We start from the raw sequence: 27,000 nt of genomic DNA, 5'->3' as shown, positions 1-27,000 counted from the left end.
TTGTCCCATCGGCCCGGCTGTTCGGGGCATCCGGCCCTCGTAGCCGGGACTCCTGCGGCAGGATGATCGATCATGCCCGCCGCACCCCGATCCCTCGGCGTCGCGCGTGGCAGCGCAGTGCTCCTGGGTGCGCTCTCGACCGGACTCGCCGTCGCAGCGGTGGTGCTGGCCCTGGTCAACGCCTCGACCGGCGACCCGCCGTTCGAGGTGCACCGGGAGTTCTTCGTCTCCGACGTCTTCCTTGCCCTCCTCTACGGCCCGTTCGGCGCCCTCGTCGTGGCCCGCGGCCACGTCGTCGGCTGGGCCCTGCTCGGAGTGGGGTTCGGCTTCTCGCTCACCAGCTTCGGGATCCAGTACGCCGTCCTCGGTGTCGCGCATCCCCAGCCCCCGGCGTACGCCCTGGTCTCGCAGCTGGTCGTCTCCGGGTGGGTCGCCGGCACCCTGTGCGCGATCCTGGTGCTGCCGTGGCTGATCGAGCGCGACCCGCCGACCGGGCTGCGGCTCTCCGCCTCGGTGGCGGGCGGGGTGCTGGCGCTCAGTGCGGGGGTGAGCCGCTTCCTGATCCAGCAGGAGGGCGCACCCGACCACCCGCTGACCTCGGCGCGCGTCTCCGACATCGCGTCCCGGTACGACGAGTGGATCGTCCCGGTCTACGTCGTCGCCGGGGTCCTGGGTGCCCTGCGCCTCGCGCTCCGCTCGTACCGCGCGGTGGCCTCCGAGCGCCGCGCGCTGCGCTGGCTGATGGTCAGCCTGTTAGCGCTCTCGCTGTCCTACCTGGCCTTCGAGGCCGGCCTCGCGGCCGAGGGGCCCGCCGTCCCGCTCGGCGCGTTCCTGCTCTCCGCGGCGATGGTGATGCTGCCCGCCGCGGTGTTCGTGCTCGTGGTGCGGGAGCCGTCGTACCGCGTCGACCTGGCGGTCTCCCGGGCCCTGGTCGGCGCGCTGCTGACGATCGCCGTCGTCGGCGCCTACCTGGTGCTGGTCTGGTTCGGCGGCCGCTACCTGCCCTGGAGTCGGGAGTCGGCGGGGCTGGTCGCGGTGGCCGGCCTGGCGCTGGCCGTGATGCCGCTGCGGACCTGGCTGCAGGTGCGGGTCGACCGGCTCGTCTTCGGCTCCAGCGCGGACGCCGGCCGGCTGCTCGACCGACTCGGGGCCGACATCGAGCGCGGGCACGGCGAGATGTCGATCCTGGAGGGACTGGTCGACGGCCTGCGTCGCGGCCTGCGGCTGCGCGCCGTGGTGGTCGAGGACGTCGGTGGCGGCCTCCGGGTCGGCGCCGGACCGCGACGGATGTTCGTCCCCGTCGAGGTGCCGCTGCGCAGCCGCGGTCAGGACGTCGGCCGGCTGGTGCTGGAGGCGCCCCTGGGCGAGCGGCTCGACCTGAGGACCCTGGAGCTGGTGGAGCAGCTCGCCGCCCTGGTCGCCGTCGCCCTCGACCTCGCCCTGGTCAACGCGGAGCTGGAGGGGGCCAGGACCAGGCTGGTCGACGTGCGGCAGGAGGAGCGTCGGCTGCTGCGCCGCGAGCTGCACGACAGCCTGGGCCCCTCACTGGCCGGCACCTCGCTCGCGCTGGCCGCCATCAGTCGCACCGCCGGCCTGGAGCCGGGTCAGGCCGACATGCTCGCCCAGCTCCAGGACGAGCTCGCCCAGCGCTCCGAGGACGTCCGGCAGATGTCGCGGCACCTGCTGCCCCCGGCGCTGGAGGACGGTCGGCTCGGCGAGGCGCTCGAGCAGCTGGTGGAGCGCTTCGACCAGGGCCGGTTCACGGTGGCCGTCCGGGCCGAGGACGCCGACCGGATCGACAGCCGCCGCCAGATCGCGCTCTACCACGTCGCGGCGGAGGCGGTCCTGAACGCCTACCGGCACGCCGGCGCCACCCGCTGCCAGGTCACCCTGGACCGCTGCGACGACGGCGTCCGCCTGGTCGTCGAGGACGACGGCACCGGCGTCGCCACCGGCACCCGCCCGGGCATCGGCCTGCGCTCGATGCGCGAGCGCGCCGCCGAGCTCCGCGGCACCTTCACCATCGAGCCCACCACCCCCGGCACCCGCATCACCGTCACCCTCCCCGACCCCTGATCCCCCGCCCTTGCCGAGTCAGCAGAAGTAGCGGGCCGAGTCAGCACCACTGGTGCTGACTCGGCACTCACCGACCGCAACCACCCACCAGCGAGCTCCACGCAGCTCCCACACACGACGAAGCCCCCAGCGCCGACAGGCGCTGGGGGCTTCGTCATGAGCATGTCAGCTCTGGTACGACCCGAAGTCGAAGTCGTCCAGGGCGACGGCCTGACCAGTGCCGGCGGTGCCGAACTCGTAGTCGTAGGAGTCGTAGCCGGTGACGGAGTACGCCGCGGCGCGAGCCTCCTCGGTGGGCTCCACCCGGATGTTGCGGTACCGCTCGAGGCCGGTACCAGCCGGGATCAGCTTGCCGATGATCACGTTCTCCTTCAGACCGCGCAGCGAGTCCGAGCGGCCGTGGATGGCGGCGTCGGTGAGGACGCGGGTCGTCTCCTGGAAGGAGGCGGCCGACAGCCACGACTCGGTCGCCAGCGAGGCCTTGGTGATGCCCATGAGGACCGGACGACCCGAGGCCGGCTTGCCGCCCTCGGAGACGACGCGGCGGTTCTCCTCCTCGAAGCGCACCCGGTCGACCAGGTCGGACGGCAGCAGGTTGGTCTCACCGGACTCGATCACCGTGACCCGGCGCAGCATCTGCCGCACGATGATCTCGATGTGCTTGTCGTGGATCGACACACCCTGCGAGCGGTACACCTGCTGGACCTCGTCCACCAGGTGCTCCTGGGCCCGACGCACACCGAGGATCCGCAGGACGTCCTGCGGGTCGGGGGTACCGGACGTCAGGTGGTGCCCGACCTCGATGTGCTCGCCGTCGGCGACGTTGAGGCGGGACCGCTTGGAGACGGGGTACTCCTGGACCTCGGAGCCGTCGTCGGGGGTGACCAGCACCTTGCGCGACTTGTCGGTGTCCTCGATCTCCACGCGGCCGGCGGCCTCGGCGATCGGGGTACGACCCTTGGGCGAGCGCGCCTCGAAGAGCTCGACCACGCGGGGCAGACCCTGCGTGATGTCGTCCGCGGAGGCCACACCACCGGTGTGGAAGGTACGCATCGTCAGCTGCGTGCCGGGCTCACCGATCGACTGGGCCGCGATGATGCCGACGGCCTCGCCGATGTCGACGAGCTTGCCGGTCGCCAGCGAGCGGCCGTAGCACTTGGCGCAGGTGCCGGTCTTGGCGTCACAGGTCAGCACGGAGCGGACCTTGACCTCCTCGATCCCGGCCGCGACCAGCTCGCCGATCTTGACGTCACCGAGGTCGCCACCGGCCTCGACCAGCGTGTCGCCGGTCTCGGGGTGGTTGACCTCGACGGCCGCCGACCGGGCGTACGCCGCGGTCTCGGCGTTCTCGTGCTTGACGACGGTGCCGTCCTCGCGACGCTCACCGATCCGCTTGGGCAGACCGCGCTCGGTGCCGCAGTCGTCCTCGCGGATGATGACGTCCTGCGACACGTCGACCAGACGACGGGTCAGGTAACCCGAGTCGGCGGTCCGCAGCGCGGTGTCGGCGAGCCCCTTGCGGGCACCGTGGGTCGAGATGAAGTACTCGAGCACCGAGAGGCCCTCGCGGAAGTTCGCCTTGATCGGCCGCGGGATGATGTCGCCCTTCGGGTTGGCCACCAGACCACGCATGGCCGCCACCTGACGGATCTGCATCATGTTTCCGGAGGCGCCCGAGTCGACCATCATGTAGATCGGGTTGGACCGGTCGAAGTTGGCCTCCATGGCCTTGGCCACGTCGTTCGACGCCTGGGTCCAGATCTCGATGAGCTCCTGGCGGCGCTCCTCGTCGGTGACCAGACCACGCTCGAACTGCTTCTGGACCTTCGCGGCCTGCGCCTCGTAGCTCGAGAGGATCTCGAGCTTGTTCGCCGGGGTGGTCACGTCGTCGATCGAGACCGTGACGCCCGAGCGGGTGGCCCAGTGGAAGCCGGTGTCCTTCAGCGCGTCCAGCGACGCCGCGACCTCGACCTTGGTGTAGCGCTCGGCCAGGTCGTTGACGATCGCGCCGAGCGCCTTCTTGCCCACTTCGTAGTTCACGAAGGGGTAGTCGGCCGGCAGGGTGTCGTTGAAGATCGAGCGGCCCAGGGTGGTGTCCAGGATCAGCGAGCGACCCTGCTCCCAGTCGGCGAGCTCGGCCTCCAGCGGCGGCACGATGTCGTCGAAGCGGATCTTGACCTTCGACTGCATCGAGATCTCGCCCCGGTCGAAGGCCATGATGGCCTCGGCCTGCGACGCGAACGCGCGGCCGTCACCGGGCTGGTTCTCCCGGTCGGTCGTCAGGAAGAACAGGCCGATGATCATGTCCTGGGTAGGCATGGTCACCGGACGGCCGTCCGACGGCTTGAGGATGTTGTTGGTCGACAGCATCAGGATCCGCGCCTCGGCCTGGGCCTCGGCGGACAGCGGCAGGTGCACCGCCATCTGGTCACCGTCGAAGTCGGCGTTGAACGCCGAGCAGACGAGCGGGTGGATCTGGATGGCCTTGCCCTCGATCAGCTGGGGCTCGAAGGCCTGGATGCCGAGGCGGTGCAGGGTGGGTGCACGGTTCAGCAGCACCGGGTGCTCGGTGATGACCTCTTCGAGGACGTCCCACACGACCGGGCGGGCGCGCTCGACCATCCGCTTGGCGGACTTGATGTTCTGCGCGTGCGACAGGTCGACGAGGCGCTTCATCACGAACGGCTTGAACAGCTCCAGCGCCATCTGCTTGGGCAGACCGCACTGGTGCAGCTTCAGCTGCGGACCCGACACGATGACCGAGCGACCGGAGTAGTCGACGCGCTTGCCGAGCAGGTTCTGCCGGAAGCGACCCTGCTTGCCCTTGAGCATGTCGGACAGCGACTTCAGCGGCCGGTTGCCCGGTCCGGTGACGGGACGACCGCGACGGCCGTTGTCGAAGAGCGAGTCGACGGCCTCCTGCAGCATCCGCTTCTCGTTGTTGACGATGATCTCGGGCGCGCCGAGGTCGAGCAGCCGCTTGAGACGGTTGTTCCGGTTGATCACGCGGCGGTACAGGTCGTTGAGGTCGGAGGTCGCGAAGCGGCCACCGTCCAGCTGCACCATCGGACGCAGGTCCGGCGGGATGACCGGGACGGCGTCGAGGACCATGCCCTGCGGCTTGTTGCCGGTCTTGCGGAAGGCGTCGACGACCTTGAGCCGCTTGAGCGCGCGGACCTTCTTCTGGCCCTTGCCGTTGGCGATCGTGTCGCGCAGCGACTCGACCTCGGCCGGGATGTCGAAGTCCTCGAGGCGCTTCTTGATCGCCGTGGCGCCCATGTAGCCCTCGAAGTACTTGCCGAACCAGTTCTTCATCTCGCGGTAGAGCATCTCGTCGCCCATCAGGTCCTGGACCTTGAGGGACTTGAAGGTGTTCCACACCTCGTCGAGGCGGGCGATCTCGGCCTCGCCGCGGCGGCGGATCTGGGTCTTCTCGCGCTCGGCGCCGTCGCGGACCTTGCGCTTGGCGTCGGCCTTGGCGCCCTCGGCCTCCAGCTCGGCGAGGTCGGCCTCTTCCTTCTTGGACCGGTCGTCCAGGGCGAGGTTCATCCGGTTCTCGAGGCGCTCGCGCTCGAGACCGACCTTGCCCTCGAGCGAGGACAGGTCGCGGTGGCGAGCGTCCTCGTCGACGGAGGTGATCATGTACGCCGCGAAGTAGATGACCTTCTCGAGGTCCTTGGGGGCGAGGTCGAGCAGGTAGCCGAGCCGGCTCGGGACACCCTTGAAGTACCAGATGTGGGTCACCGGGGCGGCGAGCTCGATGTGGCCCATCCGCTCGCGGCGGACCTTGGAACGGGTCACCTCGACGCCGCAGCGCTCACAGATGATGCCCTTGAAGCGCACGCGCTTGTACTTGCCGCAGTAGCACTCCCAGTCCCGGGTGGGACCGAAGATCTTCTCGCAGAAGAGGCCGTCACGCTCGGGCTTGAGCGTGCGGTAGTTGATGGTCTCCGGCTTCTTGACCTCGCCGTGGCTCCACGTGCGGATGTCGTCCGCGGTGGCCAGGCCGATCTGAAGCTGGTCGAAGAAGTTCACATCAAGCACGATGGCTGTTGTCCTTCGTTAGTTCTGAATCAAAGCTTGTGGACTGACGGAGCGGAGGGGCTGGGCCCCGCGGAGCGCCTGTTCCTGGGAACAAGCGCTCCGCGCGTTCTCCGGTCAGACTTCTTCGACGCTGCTGGGCTCGCGGCGAGACAGGTCGATGCCGAGCTCCTCGGCGGCGCGGAAGACGTCTTCCTCCGCGTCGCGCAGCTCGATGCTCGAACCGTCCTGCGAGAGGACCTCGACGTTCAGGCAGAGCGACTGCATCTCCTTGACGAGCACCTTGAACGACTCCGGGATGCCGGAGTCGGGGATGTTCTCGCCCTTGACGATCGCCTCGTAGACCTTGACGCGTCCGGGGACGTCGTCGGACTTGATCGTGAGCAGCTCCTGCAGGGCGTAGGCGGCGCCGTACGCCTCCATCGCCCAGACCTCCATCTCGCCGAACCGCTGGCCGCCGAACTGGGCCTTACCGCCCAGGGGCTGCTGCGTGATCATGGAGTAGGGGCCGGTGCTGCGCGCGTGGATCTTGTCGTCGACCAGGTGGTGCAGCTTCAGGATGTACATGTAGCCGACCGACACGGGCTCGGGGAACGGCTCGCCGGAGCGACCGTCGAAGAGCGACGCCTTGCCGTTGGACTTGACCACGCGGACGCCGTCGCGGTTCGGGATCGTCGAGCCGAGCAGGCCGGTGATCTCGTCCTCGCGAGCGCCGTCGAACACCGGGGTGGCGACCTTGGTGTTCGGGTCGGCCTTCTCGGCGTGGATCTTGATCAGGCGCTGCTTCCACTCCGCGTCGGTCTCGTCCTCGGCCAGCTTGATGTCCCAGCCCTGCTTGGCCAGCCAGCCCATGTGCAGCTCGAGGATCTGGCCGATGTTCATCCGGCGCGGCACACCCAGGGGGTTCAGCACGACGTCGACCGGGGTGCCGTCCTCCATGAACGGCATGTCCTCGATCGGCAGGATCTTCGCGATGACGCCCTTGTTGCCGTGGCGACCGGCGAGCTTGTCGCCGACGGAGATCTTGCGCTTCTGCGCGACGTAGACGCGGACCAGCTGGTTCACGCCCGGGGGCAGCTCGTCGCCCTCCTCGCGGTCGAAGACGCGGACGCCGATGACCGTGCCGGACTCACCGTGCGGCACCTTCATCGAGGTGTCGCGGACCTCGCGCGCCTTCTCACCGAAGATCGCGCGGAGCAGCCGCTCCTCGGGGGTCAGCTCGGTCTCGCCCTTCGGCGTGACCTTGCCGACCAGGATGTCACCGGTGGTGACCTCGGCGCCGATGCGGATGATGCCGCGCTCGTCGAGGTCGGCCAGCATCTCCTCGGAGACGTTCGGGATGTCCCGGGTGATCTCCTCCGGCCCGAGCTTGGTGTCGCGGGCGTCGACCTCGTGCTCCTCGATGTGGATCGAGGTGAGGACGTCCTCCTGCACCAGGCGCTGGCTGAGGATGATCGCGTCCTCGTAGTTGTGGCCCTGCCACGGCATGAAGGCCACCAGCAGGTTGGTGCCGAGCGCCATCTCCGCCTGGTCGGTGCAGGGACCGTCGGCGATCGGGCTGCCGACCTCGAGGCGGGCGCCCTCGCTGACCAGCGGACGCTGGTTGATGCAGGTGCCCTGGTTGGAGCGCTTGAACTTCGCGAGCTTGTACGACGAGTAGGTGCCGTCGTCGTTCATCGTCTCGACGAGGTCGGCGGACACCTCCTTGACCACACCGGCCTTCTCCGCGACGACGACGTCGCCGGCGTCGACGGCGGCGCGGTACTCGATGCCGGTGCCGACCAGCGGCGAGTCGCTCACGATGAGCGGCACGGCCTGGCGCTGCATGTTGGCACCCATGAGCGCGCGGTTGGCGTCGTCGTGCTCGAGGAAGGGGATCAGGGCCGTCGCGACCGACACCATCTGGCGCGGCGAGACGTCCATGTAGTCGACCTCGTCGGCCAGGATCTCGGAGACCTCGCCGTCGCGCTGGCGGACCAGCACCCGCTCCTCGGTGAACCGGCCGTCGTCGTCGATGACGGCGTTGGCCTGGGCGATGACGTAGCGGTCCTCGTCGTCGGCGGTGAGGTAGTCGATCTGGTCGGTGACCCGGCCACCCTCCACCTTGCGGTAGGGGGTCTCGACGAAGCCGAACGGGTTGATCCGGCCGTAGGAGGCCAGCGAGCCGATCAGACCGATGTTCGGGCCTTCCGGCGTCTCGATCGGGCACATCCGGCCGTAGTGCGACGGGTGGACGTCACGGACCTCCATGCCGGCGCGGTCCCGCGACAGACCACCGGGACCGAGGGCCGAGAGGCGACGCTTGTGCGTCAGCCCGGCGATCGGGTTGGTCTGGTCCATGAACTGCGAGAGCTGCGAGGTGCCGAAGAACTCCTTCAGCGCAGCGACCACGGGACGGATGTTGATCAGCGACTGAGGCGTGATGGCCTCGACGTCCTGGGTCGTCATCCGCTCGCGGACCACGCGCTCCATCCGAGCCAGACCGGTGCGGAGCTGGTTCTGGATCAGCTCGCCCACGGTGCGCATCCGGCGGTTGCCGAAGTGGTCAATGTCGTCGGCGGCGACGGGCAGGGCACCCTGGGGGGCCTCGACCTCCTCGCGACCGTCGTGCAGCGCGACGATGTAGCGGATCGCGGCGACGATGTCGTCGACGGTCAGCGTCTGCTGGTCGAAGGCCTCGACGAGACCGAGCTTCTTGTTGATCTTGTAGCGACCGACCTTGGCCAGGTCGTACCGCTTCGGGTTGAAGTAGTAGTTGTTCAGCAGCGTCTGCGCGGCCTCCTCCGTGGGCGGCTCGCCCGGACGGAGCTTGCGGTAGATGTCGAGCAGCGCGTCCTTCTGCGTCTCGGTGTGATCCTTCTCGAGGGTCAGCATCATGGACTCGTACTGGCCGAACTCCTCGCGGATCTGCTCGTTGGTCCAGCCGAGGGCCTTGAGCAGCACCGTGACGTTCTGCTTGCGCTTGCGGTCGAGGCGGACGCCGACCAGGTCGCGCTTGTCGATCTCGAACTCCAGCCAGGCACCGCGCGACGGGATCATCTTGGAGGTGTAGATGTCCTTGTCGGACGTCTTGTCGGCGGTGCGCTCGAAGTAGACGCCCGGCGAGCGGACGAGCTGCGAGACCACGACACGCTCGGTGCCGTTGATGACGAAGGTGCCCTTGGGCGTCATCAGGGGGAAGTCGCCCATGAAGACGGTCTGGCCCTTGATCTCACCGGTGTCGTTGTTGGTGAACTCCGCCGAGACGTAGAGCGGAGCGGAGTAGGTGAAGTCCTTCTCCTTGCACTCGTCCACGGTGTACTTCGGGTCGTAGAAGACCGGGTTCTCGAACGAGAGGGACATCGTCTCGGAGAAGTCCTCGATCGGGGAGATCTCCTCGAAGATCTCCTGGAGACCGGACTTGCTGGAGACGTCCTCACCCTCGCTGCGGCGACGCTCTACGACGGCGTCCCACTTCTCGTTGCCGATCAGCCAGTCGAAGGCGTCGGTCTGGAGAGAGAGGAGCTGAGGGACCTCGATCGGGTCCTGGATCTTGTTGAACGAGATGCGACGGTTGCCCTGAGAGTTGGCAGGTCCGGAGGTGCTGCGCGCGGCCAAGAGGTGTCCTTCGACAGTTCGCACTGGATCGCGTCCAGGCCCACCACTAAGTCAACCACCGGGCAGGAGACTCGCATTTGAGGGCAGACGCAAAGCGCTACGATACCCCGAACCAGGGCGCCACACAATATCTGCGTGCGCCGGGAATGACGAGCTTGGCGTCGATCATGCGGTGCGTCGGCTCCCAGGTCAAGCGGTTCCGCACAAACCCACCCCGCGTGTCGCCCGGACGATCCGGCTCAGACCACCCGCATCGCGGCCACCAGCCACTCGTCCTCGACGCGCTCCATGGTCATCGTCACCCAGGTGCGGGTGACCTGCGGCTCGGTCTGCTCCTTGTTCGTGGCGGCCTGGTCGATGAAGAGGAACACCTGCACCCGGTCGTCGTCGGTGGCCCGGACGATGCTGGAGTCGACCACCGAGGTGGCCAGCCTGGTGCCGGTGTTCGGCGCGTTCGCGTCGATGACCTCCTCGAAGAGCTGGTCGCGCTCCTTCTGGTACGACGCGGTGAGGTACGCCGCTGCCGCCGACCGCGAGCCCTCGAGGTCGGCGGCGTCGTAGGACAGCACCGGGGGCACGGCCCGCTCCGCCGCGGCCTGGGCGGCCCGGGCCGCGTCGGCCACCGCGTCGTCGGACGGCTGGCGGGCCAGCAGGGCCGCCGCGACGACCAGCGCCGCCGTGAGCACGCCGACACCGAGCAGCATCCAGGCCGGCACCACCCGGCGCCGCGGGCCGGAGGTCGGCACCGGCTTCGCGACGGTCTCCTCCGCGGTCTCCTCCCAGGGCTCCCCCACGAGCTCGTCGACCGGCTGCTGCGCGGCGAGCTCGGCGTCGTACGCCGCCCGTCGGACGGGGTCGAGCAGCACCTCGGCCGCCTGGTTGAGCGTGCGGAAGCGTCGGTCGCCCGGGTCGAGCTCGGCGATCGCGCCCTTCCAGGCCCCGCGGATCTCGGCCTCGGGAGCATCGGGATCGACGCCGAGCAGGTCGTACCAGGTGGGCGTCATCGGCCGGCTCCGTCGGTGGGCGAGGGAGTCGGCGAGAGAGCCGGAGTGTCGGCGGGCGAGCCGGACGGTTCGGCATCGGGCGACGCGGCGGAGGCGATGTTGGAGTCGTCGACCAGCCAGGCGCCGTCGACCTTGACCAGGTCGACGACCATCCGGAAGGTCTGGGTCTGGACGTCCTGGGTGCTGCCGTCCTCCGCACGCTGGGTGAAGGTCGACTCCCCCGCCACGAGCGCGCGGGCCGAGTCGCCGTCGAGGTACTGCACGCCGACGCCGTGCACCTGCGCGGACTGCCCGACGCCCTGGCTCTTGACCAGCTGCTCGATCGCGGCGATCGACTCCTCGTAGGCGGCACCGAACTTGTCGGACACGACCTCCTCGACCTGGGCCCGGTTCTCGGCCAGCCGGCCGGCCTCGTCGAGGTCGTCGGGACCGTAGGTGTAGCTGCGGAGCATGAACTGGCGGGCCTGGCTCATCACCGCGTCGCGCTGGCCCTGTCGGTCCTCGGCGTCGCCGCCGCGGGCCGCGAGCAGCCAGACGACGGCGCCGGCGGAGCAGAGCAGCAGCACGACCAGGGCGACGAGGAGCACGGCCCGGAACCGCGCGGAACGCGGCGCCGCGGCGCTCCCGGCCGGGTCGTGCGGGCTGCTCGTCACGGTCGGGCGAGCAGGGGCTGAAGGTAGAGCCATTTCCACGACTCCTCTCCGGGTGAGGGTGGGGCCACCGTGTCGGGACGGGCGGGGTCCGCCGTCCCGTTCGGCAGCCAGGTCAGCTCGCCGCTCCCCCGGTCGTACGACGCCACCACCGGCGCGTCGTAGTCCGCGGGCGCGCGGGGGGCGAGGTTCTGGGGACCGCGGGCGTTGCTCGTGCCGGCCGGCTCGGTGCAGCCGGCCTTGGCGTTCATCGGCCGGTCGTCGCGGTCCTGGGGGGTCCGCCTGTCGGTGCTCTCGTAGCCCTGGCGGCAGCTGGGGTGCGTGGTGAGGATCAGCCCGAAGTGCGCGTCGTACAGGCCGGTGTCGGGCGACTTCGAGACGACGGTGTAGCCGCCCTCGACGATGTAGGGATAGACCACCAGCAGCTGCTCGATGCCGGGGAGGTTCGCGGTGACGACCTCGCCGGTGGTGACCAGGTTGTTGATGAGGTCGCCGAGCTCGACGCCGTTCTGCTTCAGGAACGTGCGCAGCTCGGTGGCGGCCAGCGAGCCGGTCTCGATGAGCCGGCGCAGTGCGGGGTCGGAGGCGGCCAGCTCGCCGGTGAAGAGCTTCAGCCGGCTGGCGAAGGTGCGCAGCGCGCCGGCGCTGTCGACCTGGCCCTGCAGCACCGTGTTGCTGTCGCGGATCAGCGCGGCGGTGACGTCGAAGTTGGCGTTGGCGGTCTCCAGGAACGAGTTGCCGGTGTCGATGATCCGCTGCAGGTCCGGCCCCGTGCCCTCGAAGGCGTCACCCAGCTCGGAGACGGTGGTGCGCAGCGCCTCCCGGTCGACGGAGCCGGCCGTGTCGGAGAGGTCGGTCAGCAGCTTCTCGGTGGCGATCGGGATCCGGGTCGCCTCCTCCTCGATCTCGGAGGACTCCGCGAGGTAGGGGCCCTTGTCGACCTGCGGCTGCAGCTCGACGTACTGCTCCCCCACGGCAGAGCGGTTGCCGACGACGGCGAGGGTGTCGGCCGGGATCCGGTCCTGGTCGTTGTCGATGGACAGGTGGACGTCGACGCCGGCGTCGGTCAGCACGAGCTCGCTGACCTCCCCGACCTTCACCCCCCGGTACGACACCTCGCCACCGGCGAAGATGCCGCCGGAGTCGGGGAAGTGGGCGACGACGGCGTAGCTGTCGTCGATGAAGAGCCGGTCGAGGCGGGCGTAGCGGGCGCCCACGAAGCTGACCCCCACCAGGGTGACGATCACGAAGACCAGCAGCTGGACCTTGGTACGACGGGTGATCATCGGCTCACCATCCCCGGAACGAGCAGGTTGACCAGGCCCGGGTCGTAGGCCTCCGCCAGCTGACCCAGGGTGGGCCCGCCGCCGGCGGCCCCCTCGCCGGTCGCCGGCCGACCGAGGCCGAGCCCGCCGAGGAGGTCGTTGACGCCCGGGACCGGGAGCGAGGGCAGGCCGGGCACCTGGTTGAGCAGCCGGCAGACCACGGTGTCGCGGTTGGCGGGCTTCTGGCACTCCGACTTCAGCTTCAGCAGCGCCTCGACACTGCCGAGCACCTTGCGGCACGCGGCGCTGTCGAGCCCCGCACTGGTGATGCAGCGCAGCACGTTGTCGAGGATCACCGTCGGGTCGATGTCGCTGGGCAGCAGCGTCGGGAGCTGGGTCGCGCCCGGGGTCAGGCCGAGGGAGAGGTCGAGGTCGAGCTCGACGGAGAGGTTGGTGTAGTCGCCCATGTGCAGGTTGCGCGCGACCTGGGGGTCCCGGCCGACGACCTCGTCGACGAACGGGTAGGTCAGGAAGACGTGGAACGCCTTGACGAAGGAGTCGCCCGACCTGGCGAGCTGGCGCAGCGTCGGCTCCAGCTGGGTGAGCGTCGAGATCGTCGCGTCCTTGGTCTGCTCGATGACCCGGACGCCGACGTCGCCGAGCTCGTTGAGGCTCCGCAGCATCTTGACCAGGTCCTCGCGCTGCCGGTCCAGGGAGTCCAGCGCGCTGGGCAACTCGTCGAGGGCAGCGTCGATGGTGCCCTGCTGCTCCTGCGCCGTGCGGGCCAGCCGGTCGAGGGACTCGATGGCCCCGACGATGTCGGCCTTGCCGGCGTCGAGGTTGGCCATCAGCGTGTCGACCTGGGTCAGCACGGACCGGGCCGCCCCCTCGCGGCCCTCCAGGGCCTGGTTGAGCTCGCCCGCGATCGTCTTCAGCTGGGCGATCCCGCCGCCGTTGAGGACCAGGCTCAGCGCGCCGAGCACCTCCTCGACCTCAGGGTTGCGCCCGGTGCGCTCCAGGGGGATGGTCTCGCCGCTGGTCAGCTCCCCCTCAGCACCGGACGCGGGTGCGCTGAGGGAGACGAACTTCTCGCCCAGCAGGCTGGTCTGCCGGATCTCCGCGATGGTGTTCTCGGGGAGCCGGGTGTCCCCACGGAGCTCGAGGGTCACCTCGGCGACGTACCCGGACAGGTTGACGTCGGTGACCTGGCCGACCGAGACGTCGTTGACCTTCACCGTCGACTTGGGCACCAGGTCCAGCACGTCGGTGAACATCACCGTGACCTCGATGGCGTCGTCGCCGGCGTCGGTGCCACCGGGCAGCGGCAGCTGGTAGACGTCGAAGTCGCAGCCGGCGAGCAGCACCGAGCCCAGCAGCACCCCCAGCAGGGCCTGTCCGCTCCTGCGCAGCCGCCTCATCGCTTCGCCTCCACGAGTCCGCCGAGGGTCGGGTCGAGGACGGCCGACGGGTCCGCCGGCGCCCGGCCCGACAGCGCGCCGGCCCGCGGCAGGATGCCCTGCACCAGCTGGCACAGCGTCCCGGTGGGGTCGTTCTGGGCGAGGATGCTGCACAGCAGCAGCCCGGGGTCGGAGACGATCTCATTGGCCAGGTTGCCGATGTTGGCATTGGTGTCGAGGGTGCCGGCCTCCGGGTTGTAGGTCAGGTAGAGGTTGTTCAGCGCCAGCGGACCTGCTTTCAGGATCTCGTCGAGCGCGCCGCGCTGCTTGACCAGCACCTTGGCGACCCGGTTCAGCCCGGCGATGTCGCGTCCGAGCACCTCGCGGTTGTCGCTGACGAAGGTCGAGACCTCCCCGAGGGCGGCCGAGAGGTTCTCCAGCGAGGCCGAGAGCTCCTCCCGCTCCCCGGCGAGCATCGTGGACACCTCGCCGAGCGAGGTGTTGAACGACCGCACGGTCTGGTCGTTCTCGGCCAGGGCGCTGATGAACGACTCCAGCTGGGTGGCCGACTTGAACAGCTCGTCCTTGTTGTCGTCGAGGGTCGTGCTCAGCTTGCCGAAGTCCTTGATGGTCTGGTTGAGCTGCACGCCCTGGCCTGCGAAGTTCTGAGCCGTCGTCTCCAGCAGGTCGGTCAGCGCGCCGTTCTTGTTGGCGCCGCTCGGCCCGAGGGCGACGGTGAGGTCGTCGATGCTGGAGTAGATCTGGTCGAGCTCGAGCGGGACCGAGGTGCGGTCGGCCGTCAGCGTGGCCGAGTCGGCGAGCACCTTGCCCTTCTCGTACGCCGGGGTCAGCTGGATGAACCGGTCGCCGACGATCGACGGCGCCACGATCACCGCCCGTGCGTCGGCCGGGACGTCGACCTCGGCGTCGTACTCCATCTCCACGACGACGTCGGTGCCCGAGGGCGTCACGCTGACGACCCGACCGACGGGGACCCCGAGCACTCGCACGTCACTGCCCTCGTATATCGAGACCGTGCGCGGGAAGTGCGCCGTGAGGCGCTTGTGGTCCTCGGAGCCGAGCATGGTCAGCCCGGCGGCGGCCACCAGGGCGAGGATCACGAGCAGCGGGATCACCCGCTTGGCGGTGGTCATCCGACACCTCCGCCGTTGGTCAGGTCGGGCACCGGCGGGAGGTTCTGGATGTAGGTGTCGAACCAGGGACCGCCGCCCAGCGTGCTGGCGAAGACGCGGTAGAACGGCGCCATCAGCCGCAGGCTGTTGTCGAGGTTGTCCTCGTTCTTGTTGAGCACGCGCAGCACGTTCTCCAGCTCGGTCAGGGCGGGCTTGAGGTCGTCGCGGGACTCGCGGATCAACGCGGTCAGCGACTTCGAGAGCGTCGTGGTCGAGACCAGGAGCCGATGTACGGCGTCGCGGCGGGCGACCAGGGCGCGCAGCAGGACGTCGGAGTCCTTCATCAGCTTGACGATGTCCTGGTCGCGGGCGTCGAGCACCGCGGTCACCCGGTCGAGGTTCTGCAGCAGGGTGCCGATCTGCTCGTTCTTCTCGGCGATGTTGGTCGACAGGGCCGAGACGCCCGTCAGCGCGTCGCGGAACTCCTCCGGGGTGTTGCGGGTCAGGTCGGCCAGGGTCGTGAGCGACTCGGCGAGCTGGTCGGTGTCGATCTCCTCGGAGGTCTCCCCGAGCCCCTCGAAGGCCTCGACGACGTCGTACGGCGAGCTGGTCCGCTCGACCGGGATCTCGCTGTCCTCGGCGAGCTGGCCCGAACCGGCCGGCTCGAGGGCGAGGTACATCGCGCCCAGCAGCGTCTTCACCCGGATCGCGGCCCGGGTGTCGCCCCCGAAGCCGGAGTCGGTCTTGACCTTGAAGGTGACCTTGACGTGGCCGCCGTCGAGGTCGACCGACTCGACCTTGCCGACCCGGACCCCGGCGATCCGGACCTCGTCGTTGGCCTTGAGCCCACCGGACTCGGCGAAGGCGGCGTAGTAGGTGTCGCCGCCGCCGATCAGCGGCAGGTCCTGGGCCCGGAAGGCGGCCAGGAGCAGACCGGTGAGGACGGCGAGGCTGATCGCGCCGATGACGACGGGGTTGCGCTGGCGGAAGGGGACGCTCATCGGGGCCCCCTCGGAGTCGGGACCGGAGGGAGCGCAGCGAGCGGAGAGCGCGACTTCGTGGGGTGGTTCATCCCAGATCACACCTCTCGCCGCCGACGTTGTACTTCACCGGGACCGAGATCCCGGCCGGCAGCCGGACGCGGCCCTGGAAGTGGCAGAGGTAGAAGTTGAACCAGGCGCCGTAGATGGCGGTCCGACCGACCTTCTCCAGCTTGATCGGCAGCACCTGGAGGGCGCGGTCGAGCTCGCCCTTGTTCTCGTCGATGTCGCCGGCGAGGCGGCGCAGCTGCTTGACGTCCTCGACGAACGGCTCCTTGATGCCGGTGACGAGGTCGGCGGTCTGCTCCGACAGCAGCGAGATCTGGTCGAGCGAGGAGAGGATCGCCCGGCGGTCCGTCTTCAGCCCGCCCACCAGGGACTTGAAGTTGATGATCAGCTGGGAGAGCTGGTCGTCGCGGTCGCCGAGGTGGTCGAGCACGTCGTTGAGGTTGGTGATCAGCGAGGAGATCACCTCGTCGCGCTCGGCCAGGGTGCTGGTCACCGAGGCGGTGTGGCCGAGCAGGCTCTCCAACGTGCCGCCCTCGCCCTGGAAGACCTGGACGATCTCGTAGGAGAGCTGGTTGATGTCGGACGGCGAGAGCGCCTGGAAGAGCGGCTTGAAGCCGTTGAAGAGGACGGTCAGGTCGAGGGCGGGCTTGGTCCGCGCCACCGGGATGGTCGCTCCCTCGTCGAGCGGCGTGGTGTCGCCGACCCCCTCGGCCAGCGAGATGTAGCGCTGCCCGACGAGGTTGCGGTAGCGGATCGACGCGGTGGTGGACTCCCGCACCGCCGACGCCTCCGCCACGTCGAAGGTCACCAGCGCGCGGGTGCGGTCGACGACCTCCACGCCCTTGACGGTGCCGACCTTGACCCCCGCGATCCGGATCTCGTCGCCCTTCACGACGCCGGTGGCGTCGGTGAACTCGGCGCGGTACTCGCGGGAGTCGGTGAAGGAGAGGTTGCCGATGGTGACGACCAGGACGCCGGTCGCCAGGGTCGTGACGAGGATGAAGACCAGGAGCTTGACCAGGTCGCCGGCGGTGCGCTTGTCGAGGAGCTTCATCGCAGCGACACCTCAGCGCCCCGGGCCATCGGCCCGAGCAGCAGCACTCCGAGGTCGCTGACGTCGCCGGCCGGCCGGCCGGTCCCGTCGGCGAGCAGCGAGCGCAGCAGACCGGCCTCGGCCGAGGTGCCGGCGTACGCGTCCCGGAGGCCGTGGCCGGGCGCGACCCGCGAGGTGCCCTTGCCGGTCGGCTCGTCGACGCCGTCGTCCAGGTTCGGCTGGCGGCGCAGCGGGTTCTCCTGACCGGAGTTCGGCGTCGGAAGGTGCAGGCAGCTGGGGCCACGGTCCTCGGCGAACACCGGCTTGTCCTCGGGGCCGTACGGCCGCGGCTGGTTGGGCAGCGTCTCGAGCACGATGTGCAGGGTGTGGCCGCGGAAGGCCTCTGCCTGGAGCTCGCCGGCACCGACGATCCCCTTGAGCAGGCAGGGGTACTCCGGGGCGTACTTGGCCAGCAGGCCCACGAACGGCTCGGTGACCTCGCCGAGCCGGATCAGGTTCGCCTCGTTGTCGGCGAGGAACTCGCGTGCCGTCCCGGAGAAGGCGGACACGTCGCGGAAGAGCAGGTTCAGCGCCTTCTCGCGCTCCTCGAGGGTGCCGGTCGTGGTGATCGTGTCCTGCAGGATCTGGCCCACCTCCGGGAGGATCTCGTCGTAGGTGTCGGCGACCTGGACGGTGAGCCGGAGGTCCTCGACGAGGGCCGGGATCTGGGGGTTGAGCCTCTTCAGATAGCTGTCGACGGTCTCCAGGTTGTCGCCGAGCCGGTCGCCGCGTCCCTCGAGCGCCGTCGCGATCGCGGTGAGCGTCAGGTTGAGGTCGGCGGGCTGCACGGTGCGCAGCAGCGGGTAGAGGTCGGAGAGGACCTCCTCGACCTCGGTCGGCAGCTCGGTGCGCCCGATCGTGGCGCCGGCCTCGAGCGAGGCGCCCGCGGGCCGCTCCGGGACGACCAGCGAGACGTACTTCTCGCCGAACAGCGTCTTCGGGACGATCGAGCCGGTGACGTCGGCCGGGATGGTGTCGCGCTGCTCGGGGAAGATGCCGAGCTCGACCTCCGCCCCGTCGGTGTCGGCGCGTACGTCGAGCACCTCGCCCACGATCACGCCGCGGATCTTGACGTCGGCGCGGCGGGGCAGCTGCATGCCGATCTTCGAGGTCTGCAGGGTGACGCGGTCGTAGTCGGTGAACTTCTGGGTGAAGACGCCGTAGGTGAGGTAGCCCGAGAGCACGACCAGGGCGAGGAAGACGACGCCGAGCAGCTTGGTGCGCACCACCGCCCTCACCCCGCCAGACGCACGGTCGTCGACGTGCCCCAGATGGCCATGGACAGGAACAGGTCGATCACGTTGATCGCGACGATGCTGGTGCGCACCGCCCGGCCGACGGCCACGCCGACGCCCGCGGGACCGCCGGAGGCGTTGTAGCCGTGGTAGCAGTGGATCAGGATCACCACGACGGCGAAGACCAGCACCTTGCCGAAGGACCACAGCACGTCGCCGGGTGGCAGGAACTGGTTGAAGTAGTGGTCGTAGGTGCCCGTCGACTGCCCGTAGAACTGGGTGACCACCAGCCGGCTCGCGAAGTACGACGACAGCAGCCCCACGACGTACAGCGGGATGATCGCGATCAGGCCGCCGATCACCCGGGTGGCCACCAGGAACGGCATCGACGGGATCGCCATCACCTCGAGGGCGTCGACCTCCTCGGAGATCCGCATCGCGCCGAGCTGGGCGGTGAAGCCGCACCCGACCGTGGCGGCGAGCGCGATGCCGGCGACCAGCGGCGCGATCTCGCGGGTGTTGAAGTAGGCCGAGACGAAGCCGGAGAACGCGGCGGTGCCGAGCTGGTTGAGCGCGGCGTACCCCGAGAGGCCGACCTGGGCGCCGGTGAAGAAGGTCATGCCGATGATGACCCCGATGGTGCCGCCGATGACGGCGAGCGCGCCGGAGCCGAGGGTGACCTCGGCCAGGATCCGGAGGATCTCACGCGGGTAGCGCACCACCGAGCGGGGCAGCGCGCGCAGGACGCGCAGGTAGAACCGGAGCTGCTCGCCCAGGGTGTCGAGGGCGCCCATCGGGCGCTGGTAGACGCTGCGGAAGTTGGCCATGGCTAGGGCATGCCTCCTTGCTCCAGGCCGTCGCGAGCGGCGTCTCCGGGAGTGCCCGGCAAGGCGGAGGAGGGAGACATGAGGGAGTCATGGCGACCGACGACAACGCCGTCCGGGTGCCCCGGAGGCGTCGCGCAGCAGGCCGTGGAGTGAGGAGTCATGCCCTTCAACCCGTCTTCGGGGGCACGACCTGCAGGTAGATCGCGCTGAGGACGAAGTTGACGACGAACAGCAGCAGGAAGGTGATCACCACGGACTCGTTGACCGCGTCACCGACGCCCTTGGGGCCGCCGGCGGCGTTCATGCCCTTGTAGGCGGCGACGACCGCCGCGATCATCCCGAAGATCAGTGCCTTGAGGAGCCCGACCCACAGGTCGGGGAGCTGGGCCAGGGCGGTGAAGCTCGCGATGTAGGCGCCGGGCGTGCCGTCTTGGAGGATCACGTTGAACACGTAGCCACCGGAGACCCCGACCACGCTGACCATGCCGTTGAGGAAGAACGCGACGAGCATGCACGCCAGCACCCGGGGTACGACGAGCCGCTGGATCGGGTCGATGCCCAGCACCATCATCGCGTCCAGCTCCTCGCGGATCCGCCGGGCGCCGAGGTCGGCGGCGATCGCGGACCCGCCGGCTCCCGCGATCAGCAGGGCGGTGGCGATCGGTCCGGCCTGCTGGATGACGGCGAGCACGGAGGCGGAGCCGGTGAACGACTGGGCACCGAACTGGCGGATCAGGCCGCCGACCTGCAGCGCGATGACCGCGCCGAACGGGATGGCGACCAGCGCCGTCGGGATGATCGTGACCGAGGCGATGAACCACGCCTGCTGGAGGAACTCGCGCAGCTGGAAGGGACGCCGGAAGAGCGCGCGTCCGACGTCGAGGGCGAAGGCGAACAGATTGCCTGCGGCCCCGACCGGCGCGAGGAGCCGGGTCGCGGTGAGGGGTGCCATCGAGGCGGATCAGCCGCCCGTCACCATGGACATGTTCGCGTCGAACGACCCGGGCGGCGGGGTGATGCCGTTCTCGCGGCACCAGGAGCCGGGCTCACGCTGCGAGCGCCGGGCGATGCCGTTGGAGGGCTCCAGCTGCATCGGGATCGGCGGGAGCGGCGGGAGCTCCTGGCCCTGCTCGGCGGCGAGCTCGTCGGCGTCCTTCTCCTCCGACATGCCGATCGGGCCGACCTTCTGCGCGTTCAGGAACTGACGCACGACCGGCTCCTCGGAGCTCAGCAGCATCTCGCGCGGGCCGAACATGGCGAGGTGGCGGTGGTAGAGCAGGCCGATGTTGTCGGGGACGGTGCGCGCGGTGTTGATGTCGTGGGTGACGATCAGGAACGTCGCGTCGATCTGAGCGTTGAGGTCGACGATCAGCTGGTTGAGGAAGGCCGTGCGGACCGGGTCGAGGCCGGAGTCGGGCTCGTCGAAGAGCACGATCTCGGGGTCGAGGACCAGGGCCCGAGCCAGTCCGGCGCGCTTGCGCATGCCACCGGAGATCTCACCGGGGAGCTTGTCCTCGGCGCCGATCAGACCGACCAGGTCCATCTTCTCCATGACGATGTCGCGGACCTCGGACTCGGACTTCTTGGTGTGCTCGCGCAGCGGGAACGCGACGTTGTCGTAGAGGTTCATCGAGCCGAACATGGCGCCGTCCTGGAACAGCACGCCGAACAGCTTGCGGATCTCGTAGAGCTCCTTCTCCGAGCAGCTCGCGATGTCGGTGCCCTCGATGATGATCGAGCCCTTGTCGGGCTTCAGCAGACCGATCAGGGTCTTCAGGAACACCGACTTGCCGGTGCCGGAGGGGCCGAGCATCACGCAGATCTCCCCCGCCGGGACGGTCAGCGTGACGTCACCCCAGATGAGCTGCTTGCCGAACGACTTGCTGAGGTCGTCGACCTTGATCTCCACGCCCATGCTGGTGACACCCTTCTGCGACCGTCGGTCCGAGCAGTCACTGCTCTCGACACGCGTTCGGTGAACGCCTGTCCCCACTGACCGGTAACAACGGGAGAACGGCGGCGAGGTTACGCCGTCGTGTGTCGGCCGTCACGGGCTCGGCACGGGCCGAGATCACCGTCGAAACCCCTCACGACCTGCACAAACACTGTTCTTAACCGGATCTGCGAGGGCTTGTGCCCGGGTGGCGGAGGTCTCAAACGCCTCAGCAGACGCGACAGGGGCGGCCACCCGTCTGCACGGGTGACCGCCCCTGGCGGCGATGCGGCTGGATCAGCCGATCAGGTGAGGATTCGTCACTTGAGGGTGACGGTGGCCCCGGCGCCCTCGAGCGCCTCCTTGGCCTTCTCGGCGGAGGCCTTGTCGGCCTTCTCGAGGATCGCCTTCGGTGCGGACTCGACGAGGTCCTTGGCCTCCTTCAGGCCGAGGGACGTGAGCGCGCGCACCTCCTTGATCACGTTGATCTTCTTCTCGCCAGCGGCCTCCAGGATGACGTCGAACTCGTCCTGGGCAGCGGCCTCCTCGGCGCCCGCGCCACCGCCGGCGGCGGGGGCAGCGGCCACGGCGACCGGGGCGGCGGCGGTGACGCCGAAGGTCTCCTCGAACTGCTTCACGAACTCGGAGAGCTCGATCAGGGTCATCTCCTTGAAAGCGTCAAGGAGCTCGTCGGTGCTGAGCTTCGCCATGGTGGCGTTCCTTCCATTCGGCGGCCGGCGCAGCGACTGCGGTCCGGCCTGGTTTCAGGTGGTGGGTGTCGTGGCGAGATCCCGAAGGATCAGGCCTCGGCGGAGTCGCCCTCGTCGGAGGCGGCCGCGTCGGCGGGCGCCTCGTCAGCGGGGGCCTCGGGCTCGGGGGCTGCCTCGGCAGCCTCCTCGACCGGTGCCTCCTCGGCGGCGGCCGGCGTACCGGCACCACCTGCGAGGATCGTGGGGTCCTCCTGCGCCTTCGCCTGCAGGGCGCCGGCGAGCCGGGCAGCCTGTGCGAGCGGGGCGTTGAGGAGGTAGACGGCCTGGCTGAGCGAAGCGAGCATGGCGCCCGCGAGCTTGCCCAGGAGCACCTCGCGCGACTCGAGATCGGCCAGTTTGGCGATCTCGGCAGCGTCGAGGATGTTGCCGTCCAGGACTCCACCCTTGATGACAAGGGTGGGGTTGGCCTTGGCAAAGTCACGCAGACCCTTGGCCGCCTCGACGACGTCGCCCTGAATGAAGGCGATCGCGGTCGGGCCGGTCAGCAGGTCGTCGAAGCCCGAGATGCCCACCTGGTTGGCGGCGATCTTGGCCAGCGTGTTCTTGACCACGGCGTAGTTGGCGTTCTCACCCAGGGAGCGGCGAAGGTCCTGCAGCTCCTTGACGGTGAGACCGCGGTACTCGGTCAGCACGGCACCCGCGGCGTCGTTGAAGGACTCAACGATCTCCGCGACGGCGGCGTTCCTGTCTGCCCGCGCCATGGGTCTCCTTCCGGACTGGGAGACCACCGGCACGGAGCCCGCAAATGACGAACGCCCCGAGCGCAGGCTCAGGGCGTGACACGAACGAATCGTGTGGTTGCTCTGTCCCCTGCGCAGGCCGTCCGCAACTGCGGAACCTTCGGTCGGTCTGCATGCGCAGTCCGACCACCGGCGGTCTCTGGTTTCAACAGGGGACTGTACGGCGGTCGCGGACCATCGTCCAAATCGGGCTGGACGATTCGTCCACCATCGCTGGACGCCTCAGGTCAGCAGCCGCATCGGCGCACCGGCGAGCCAGGCGGCGACGTCCTCGGCCGCCTCGCCGAAGAACCGGCGGTAGTTGTCCTCGGTGACGTAGCCCAGGTGCGGCGTGGCCAGCACCCGCGGGTGGTCGCGGAGCGGGTGGGCCGCTGGCAGCGGCTCGGTGTCGAAGACGTCGACGGCGGCCCCGGCGAGCCGGCCCGCGTCGAGGTGGCGGAGCAGGGCGGCGGTGTCGACCAGGCCAGCCCGCGAGGTGTTCACGAGGTACGACGAGGGCCGCAGCAGGGCGAGCTCGCGCTCACCCACGATCTCGCGGGTCGTCGCGGCCAGCACCAGGTGGATCGAGAGCACGTCGGCAGCCGCGAACAGCCCGTCCCGGTCGACGAGCCGTGCTCCCCCGTCGGCCGCCCGCTGCCCGGTCAGGTGCGGGCTCCAGGCCACCACGTCCATGTCGAACGCCGCCGCCACCCGGGCCACCCGCGAGCCGATCGCGCCGAGCCCGAGCAGGCCGAGCGTCCGGCCGGCCAGGTCGGCGCCGACAGTGGTCTGCCAGCCGCCCGCCGCCAGGGACCGACTCTCGGGTCCGACCTGCCGGAGCAGGCCGAGCACCAGCGCCCAGGTCAGCTCGGCCGTCGAGGTCTTCGACGAGGCGGTGCCGCAGACCGGAATCCCGCGCTCCCGGCAGGCGTCGAGGTCGATCGAAGCGTTGCGCATCCCGGTCGTGACGACCAGCCGCAGGTCCGGCAGCCGGTCGAGCAGGTCCCGGGTGAGCGGGGTCCGCTCGCGCATCAGCACCACCACGGCGGCACCCGCGAGGGCGGCCGCGGTGCCGTCGGGGTCGAGGTGCTCGCGCACCACCTCGACGTCGACCGGCAGCGCGGACCAGTCGGCGTACGACAGCGCGACGCCCTGGTAGTCGTCGAGGATCACGCAGCGCAGGGTCGGGGCCATGGACCGCAACGTACGACGCCCCGGTCACCGTGACGGTGACCGGGGCGGCGTGATGCTGAGGTGCTACGTCAGTTCGTCTCGTCCTCGACCGCGACGTTCTTGACGCGGTTGGGGTCGACCTGGACGCCGGGGCCCATGGTCGTGGAGACGGTGACCTTCTTCAGGTAGCGGCCCTTGGAGCTGGCGGGCTTGAGCCGCAGCACCTCCTCGAGCGCCGCGGCGTAGTTCTCCGCGAGCTGGACCTCGGAGAAGGAGGCCTTGCCGATGATGAAGTGCAGGTTCGAGTGACGGTCGACGCGGAACTCGATCTTGCCGCCCTTGATGTCGGACACGGCCTTGGCCACGTCCGGCGTCACGGTGCCGGTCTTCGGGTTCGGCATCAGGCCGCGGGGACCGAGCACGCGGCCCAGGCGACCGACCTTGCCCATCATGTCGGGGGTCGCGACGACGGCGTCGAAGTCGAGCCAGCCGCCGGCCACCTTCTCGATCAGCTCGTCGCCACCGACGACGTCGGCGCCGGCCTCGCGGGCGGCCTCGGCCTTGTCACCGTTCGCGAACACCAGGACGCGGGCGGTCTTGCCGGTGCCGTGCGGGAGGTTGACGGTGCCGCGGACCATCTGGTCGGCCTTGCGGGGGTCGACGCCGAGACGCATGACGACGTCCACGGTCTCGTCGAACTTCTTCTTGCTGGTGTCCTTGGCGATCTTGATCGCCGGGAGGGGCGCGTAGAGCTCGTCCTTGTCGAACTGCTCTGCCGCCGCGCGGTAGGTCTTGCTGCGCTGCATGTCTGGTTCTCTTTTCTTCGGTGCCAGTCGTGGTCAGGTGAGCCAGCGCGGCTCTGCCACTAGTCCGGGGTGTGGGGCGGGTGCCCCGGGCGCGTCAGTTGGTCGTGACGCCCATGGAGCGAGCGGTGCCCTCGACGATCTTCATCGCGGCGTCGATGTCGTTGGCGTTGAGGTCGGGCAGCTTGGTCTGCGCGATCTCGCGGATCTGGTCCTTGGTCAGCTTGCCGACCTTCTCCTTGTGCGGGACGCCCGAGCCCTTCTGCAGGCCGGCGGCCTTCTTGATCAGCTCGGCGGCCGGAGGGGTCTTCGTGATGAAGGTGAAGGACCGGTCCTCGTAGATGGTGATCTCGACGGGGATCACGTTGCCGCGCATGGCCTCGGTCTGGGCGTTGTACGCCTTGCAGAACTCCATGATGTTCACGCCGTGCGGACCGAGAGCGGTACCGACCGGCGGGGCCGGCGTCGCGGCACCGGCCTGCAGCTGCACCTTGACCAGGGCAGCGATCTTCTTCTTCGGAGGCATGTTGCTTCTCTTTCTGTTCCGTGGTCATGACGAGGGCGTACGCCGCCCTCTGCCACCTGCTTGTTGCTGAGCAACCGATCTATTCTGCGGGTTGGGCCCGCGTGCTGGCGAATCGGCTGTGCGTGTGACGGTCCGGCGCGCAGCGCCGGAACCTCACACGCGCTGGATCTGGCTGAACGACAGCTCGACCGGGGTCTCCCGGCCGAAGATCTCGACGAGTGCCTTGACCCGCTGGGACTCGGCGTTGATCTCGGTGATCGTCGCGTGCAGCGTCGCGAACGGGCCGTCGACGACCATGACCGAGTCGGAGACGTCGAAGTCGGCGACCTCGACCGGGCGCTTGGCGGTGGTGCCGGCCGGAGCGGGGGCACCGGCGGCGGACGCTGCGGCGGCGGCCTCGGCCTCGGCCTGCGCGACCACGGCGGGGGCGAGCATGCTCTCGACCTCGCTCATGCTCAGCGGGACCGGCTGGTGGCTGTGGCCGACGAAGCCGGTGACCGACGGCGTGTGCCGCACGGCCGACCAGGACTCGTCGGTGAGGTCCATGCGGACCAGGACGTAGCCGGGGAGGACGGTGCGCTTGACCATCTTGCGCTGCCCGTTCTTGATCTCCGCGACCTCCTCGGTGGGGACCACGATCTCGTGGATGTAGTCCTCCATGTTGAGGGAGATGATGCGGTTCTCCAGGTTCGACTTCACCCGGTTCTCCATGCCGGAGTAGGTGTGCACGACGAACCAGTCGCCCGGCTTCGCCCACAGCTCCCGGCGGAACGCCTCGAGCGGGTCCTCGTCGGCGGCCTCGGCCTCGTCGGCGTCAGCAGCCTCCGGCTCCTCGTCGCCCTCGGCCGCACTGAGGTCCTGGCTGGTCGCACCCTCGGCGTCGGTGTCGTCGAGACCCATGGCCTCGTCGGTGTCCTCGTCGGTGACCTCCACGTCGAGACGGGGGTCCTCCTCGATCTCCGGACCGTCGTTCGGCTCGCCGTACTGGTCCTCGAGGCTGGCCTCAGGCTCGGTCTCGGGGGTCGCGTTGACCTCGAACGGGTCCTGCTGCTCCGACACGTGCTGCTCCATCACTTCGCTGTGCTCGTCTGTCCCGGCTGGTCGCCGGCACCGGTGGACCGAGGCCCGCGGGTCAGCCCGCGAGCGCCCCGGTCACGTCTGGTCGGGCCCCGTGAAGATCTCGAACACGAGCTTGCCGAAGGCCAGGTCGAGCGCCGAGACCAGGGCGATCATCACGATCACGAACACCATGACCACGAAGAAGTACGTGACCAGCTGTTCCTGGGTCGGATACACGACCTTGCGGAGCTCCGCGACGACCTGTCGGTAGAACGTGGGAAGACTCGTGCGCTTGTCGGCCTTCTCGTCGCGCGGGCCGCGTACCGCCTTGCTGTCCGACACGACGCCAACCTCTCCTCGTTCGTCCACCTGACCAGGTGACCAGTTGTCCTGCAGGGCACGAGGGACTTGAACCCCCAACCTTCGGTTTTGGAGACCGATGCTCTGCCAGTTGAGCTAGTGCCCTCCGATGGAATCCGGGCATGCCGAAGCATCTGGGAAATCCATCAGTCGGGATTCTACGGGTACGACCTGAGCCCCGTCCAAACGGATCGCCGCTGGGCGGTGTCGCCAGCGCCACGCGGTGGGCGGGAATCCATCCGGACCACCCACCGTTGAGGGCCGATGTCCCCCAGGGCTCACCCGCCCCG

The 27,000-nt window shown here is 69.3% G+C and carries 21 protein-coding genes and 1 tRNA gene; 1 reads left to right on the top strand and 21 read right to left on the bottom strand.

The window, feature by feature from the left end:
• Nucleotides 1-72 precede the first annotated feature (72 nt).
• The gene (locus MUB56_RS08325) at nt 73-2,076 is read left to right on the top strand and encodes an ATP-binding protein (protein WP_244931433.1); all 2,004 of its coding nucleotides are present in this window, start codon (nt 73-75) and stop codon (nt 2,074-2,076) included.
• A gap of 165 nt (nt 2,077-2,241) precedes the next feature.
• Here MUB56_RS08325 and MUB56_RS08320 read toward each other — a convergent pair whose 3' ends face one another.
• The 21 genes from MUB56_RS08320 to MUB56_RS08220 all read right to left on the bottom strand — a co-directional run bounded on the left by MUB56_RS08320 (nt 2,242) and on the right by MUB56_RS08220 (nt 26,816).
• Nucleotides 2,242-6,120, bottom strand: coding sequence for a DNA-directed RNA polymerase subunit beta' (locus MUB56_RS08320; RefSeq protein WP_280637380.1), 3,879 nt, complete (start codon nt 6,118-6,120; stop codon nt 2,242-2,244).
• 114 nt (nt 6,121-6,234) lie between these two features.
• Complete coding sequence (locus tag MUB56_RS08315) at nt 6,235-9,714, bottom strand: DNA-directed RNA polymerase subunit beta (protein WP_244931431.1); 3,480 nt, start codon at nt 9,712-9,714, stop codon at nt 6,235-6,237.
• Nucleotides 9,715-9,953: 239 nt separating this feature from the next.
• Nucleotides 9,954-10,718, bottom strand: a complete 765-nt coding sequence (locus tag MUB56_RS08310) for a DnaJ domain-containing protein (RefSeq protein WP_244931430.1) — start codon at nt 10,716-10,718, stop codon at nt 9,954-9,956.
• Nucleotides 10,715-11,371, bottom strand: a complete 657-nt coding sequence (locus tag MUB56_RS08305) for a hypothetical protein (RefSeq protein ID WP_244931429.1) — start codon at nt 11,369-11,371, stop codon at nt 10,715-10,717. Before MUB56_RS08305 ends, MUB56_RS08310 begins: the two co-directional genes overlap by 4 nt.
• Complete coding sequence (locus tag MUB56_RS08300) at nt 11,368-12,654, bottom strand: MlaD family protein (protein WP_244931428.1); 1,287 nt, start codon at nt 12,652-12,654, stop codon at nt 11,368-11,370. Before MUB56_RS08300 ends, MUB56_RS08305 begins: the two co-directional genes overlap by 4 nt.
• On the bottom strand, nt 12,651-14,051 hold the full coding sequence (locus MUB56_RS08295; protein WP_244931427.1) for an MCE family protein: 1,401 nt from the start codon (nt 14,049-14,051) through the stop codon (nt 12,651-12,653). The genes MUB56_RS08300 and MUB56_RS08295 overlap by 4 nt, the downstream gene beginning before the upstream one ends.
• The gene (locus tag MUB56_RS08290; RefSeq protein WP_244931426.1) at nt 14,048-15,184 is read right to left on the bottom strand and encodes an MCE family protein; all 1,137 of its coding nucleotides are present in this window, start codon (nt 15,182-15,184) and stop codon (nt 14,048-14,050) included. The genes MUB56_RS08295 and MUB56_RS08290 overlap by 4 nt, the downstream gene beginning before the upstream one ends.
• On the bottom strand, nt 15,181-16,164 hold the full coding sequence (locus MUB56_RS08285; RefSeq protein WP_244931425.1) for an MCE family protein: 984 nt from the start codon (nt 16,162-16,164) through the stop codon (nt 15,181-15,183). The genes MUB56_RS08290 and MUB56_RS08285 overlap by 4 nt, the downstream gene beginning before the upstream one ends.
• 67 nt (nt 16,165-16,231) lie before the next feature.
• Nucleotides 16,232-17,266, bottom strand: a complete 1,035-nt coding sequence (locus MUB56_RS08280; protein WP_244931424.1) for an MlaD family protein — start codon at nt 17,264-17,266, stop codon at nt 16,232-16,234.
• The gene (locus MUB56_RS08275) at nt 17,263-18,534 is read right to left on the bottom strand and encodes an MCE family protein (protein WP_244931423.1); all 1,272 of its coding nucleotides are present in this window, start codon (nt 18,532-18,534) and stop codon (nt 17,263-17,265) included. The genes MUB56_RS08280 and MUB56_RS08275 overlap by 4 nt, the downstream gene beginning before the upstream one ends.
• A gap of 5 nt (nt 18,535-18,539) precedes the next feature.
• A complete protein-coding gene (locus tag MUB56_RS08270) occupies nt 18,540-19,367 on the bottom strand; it encodes an ABC transporter permease (protein WP_244931422.1) in 828 nt (275 codons plus the stop codon).
• Between the two features lie 166 nt (nt 19,368-19,533).
• Entirely contained in the window at nt 19,534-20,319 is a 786-nt protein-coding gene (locus MUB56_RS08265) for an ABC transporter permease (RefSeq protein WP_244931421.1), read from the bottom strand.
• A 9-nt stretch (nt 20,320-20,328) separates the two neighbouring features.
• Nucleotides 20,329-21,282, bottom strand: a complete 954-nt coding sequence (locus tag MUB56_RS08260) for an ABC transporter ATP-binding protein (RefSeq protein ID WP_244931420.1) — start codon at nt 21,280-21,282, stop codon at nt 20,329-20,331.
• Between the two features lie 338 nt (nt 21,283-21,620).
• Complete coding sequence (gene rplL, locus MUB56_RS08255; RefSeq protein ID WP_244931419.1) at nt 21,621-22,010, bottom strand: 50S ribosomal protein L7/L12; 390 nt, start codon at nt 22,008-22,010, stop codon at nt 21,621-21,623.
• A gap of 89 nt (nt 22,011-22,099) precedes the next feature.
• Complete coding sequence (rplJ, locus tag MUB56_RS08250; RefSeq protein WP_244931418.1) at nt 22,100-22,771, bottom strand: 50S ribosomal protein L10; 672 nt, start codon at nt 22,769-22,771, stop codon at nt 22,100-22,102.
• A 261-nt stretch (nt 22,772-23,032) separates the two neighbouring features.
• Nucleotides 23,033-23,983, bottom strand: coding sequence for a D-2-hydroxyacid dehydrogenase family protein (locus MUB56_RS08245; RefSeq protein ID WP_244931417.1), 951 nt, complete (start codon nt 23,981-23,983; stop codon nt 23,033-23,035).
• A gap of 68 nt (nt 23,984-24,051) precedes the next feature.
• Nucleotides 24,052-24,768: a 50S ribosomal protein L1 gene (gene rplA / locus MUB56_RS08240; protein ID WP_244931416.1), complete on the bottom strand. Its 717-nt coding sequence runs from the start codon at nt 24,766-24,768 to the stop codon at nt 24,052-24,054.
• A gap of 94 nt (nt 24,769-24,862) precedes the next feature.
• Nucleotides 24,863-25,291 (bottom strand): 50S ribosomal protein L11, encoded by a 429-nt coding sequence (gene rplK, locus MUB56_RS08235; protein WP_244931415.1) that lies wholly within the window; start codon nt 25,289-25,291, stop codon nt 24,863-24,865.
• Nucleotides 25,292-25,444: 153 nt separating this feature from the next.
• Nucleotides 25,445-26,191 (bottom strand): transcription termination/antitermination protein NusG, encoded by a 747-nt coding sequence (gene nusG / locus MUB56_RS08230; RefSeq protein WP_244932368.1) that lies wholly within the window; start codon nt 26,189-26,191, stop codon nt 25,445-25,447.
• 252 nt (nt 26,192-26,443) lie between these two features.
• Entirely contained in the window at nt 26,444-26,692 is a 249-nt protein-coding gene (gene secE, locus MUB56_RS08225; RefSeq protein WP_244931414.1) for a preprotein translocase subunit SecE, read from the bottom strand.
• A gap of 51 nt (nt 26,693-26,743) precedes the next feature.
• A tRNA-Trp gene (locus MUB56_RS08220) sits at nt 26,744-26,816 on the bottom strand.
• Nucleotides 26,817-27,000: the final 184 nt, after the last annotated feature.

The sequence above is a fragment of the Nocardioides sp. W7 genome (assembly GCF_022919075.1).
Classification (GTDB): Bacteria; Actinomycetota; Actinomycetes; order Propionibacteriales; family Nocardioidaceae; genus Nocardioides.
Note: the sequence above shows the minus strand (reverse complement) of the source record. Positions and strands in the feature narration are given on the sequence as shown.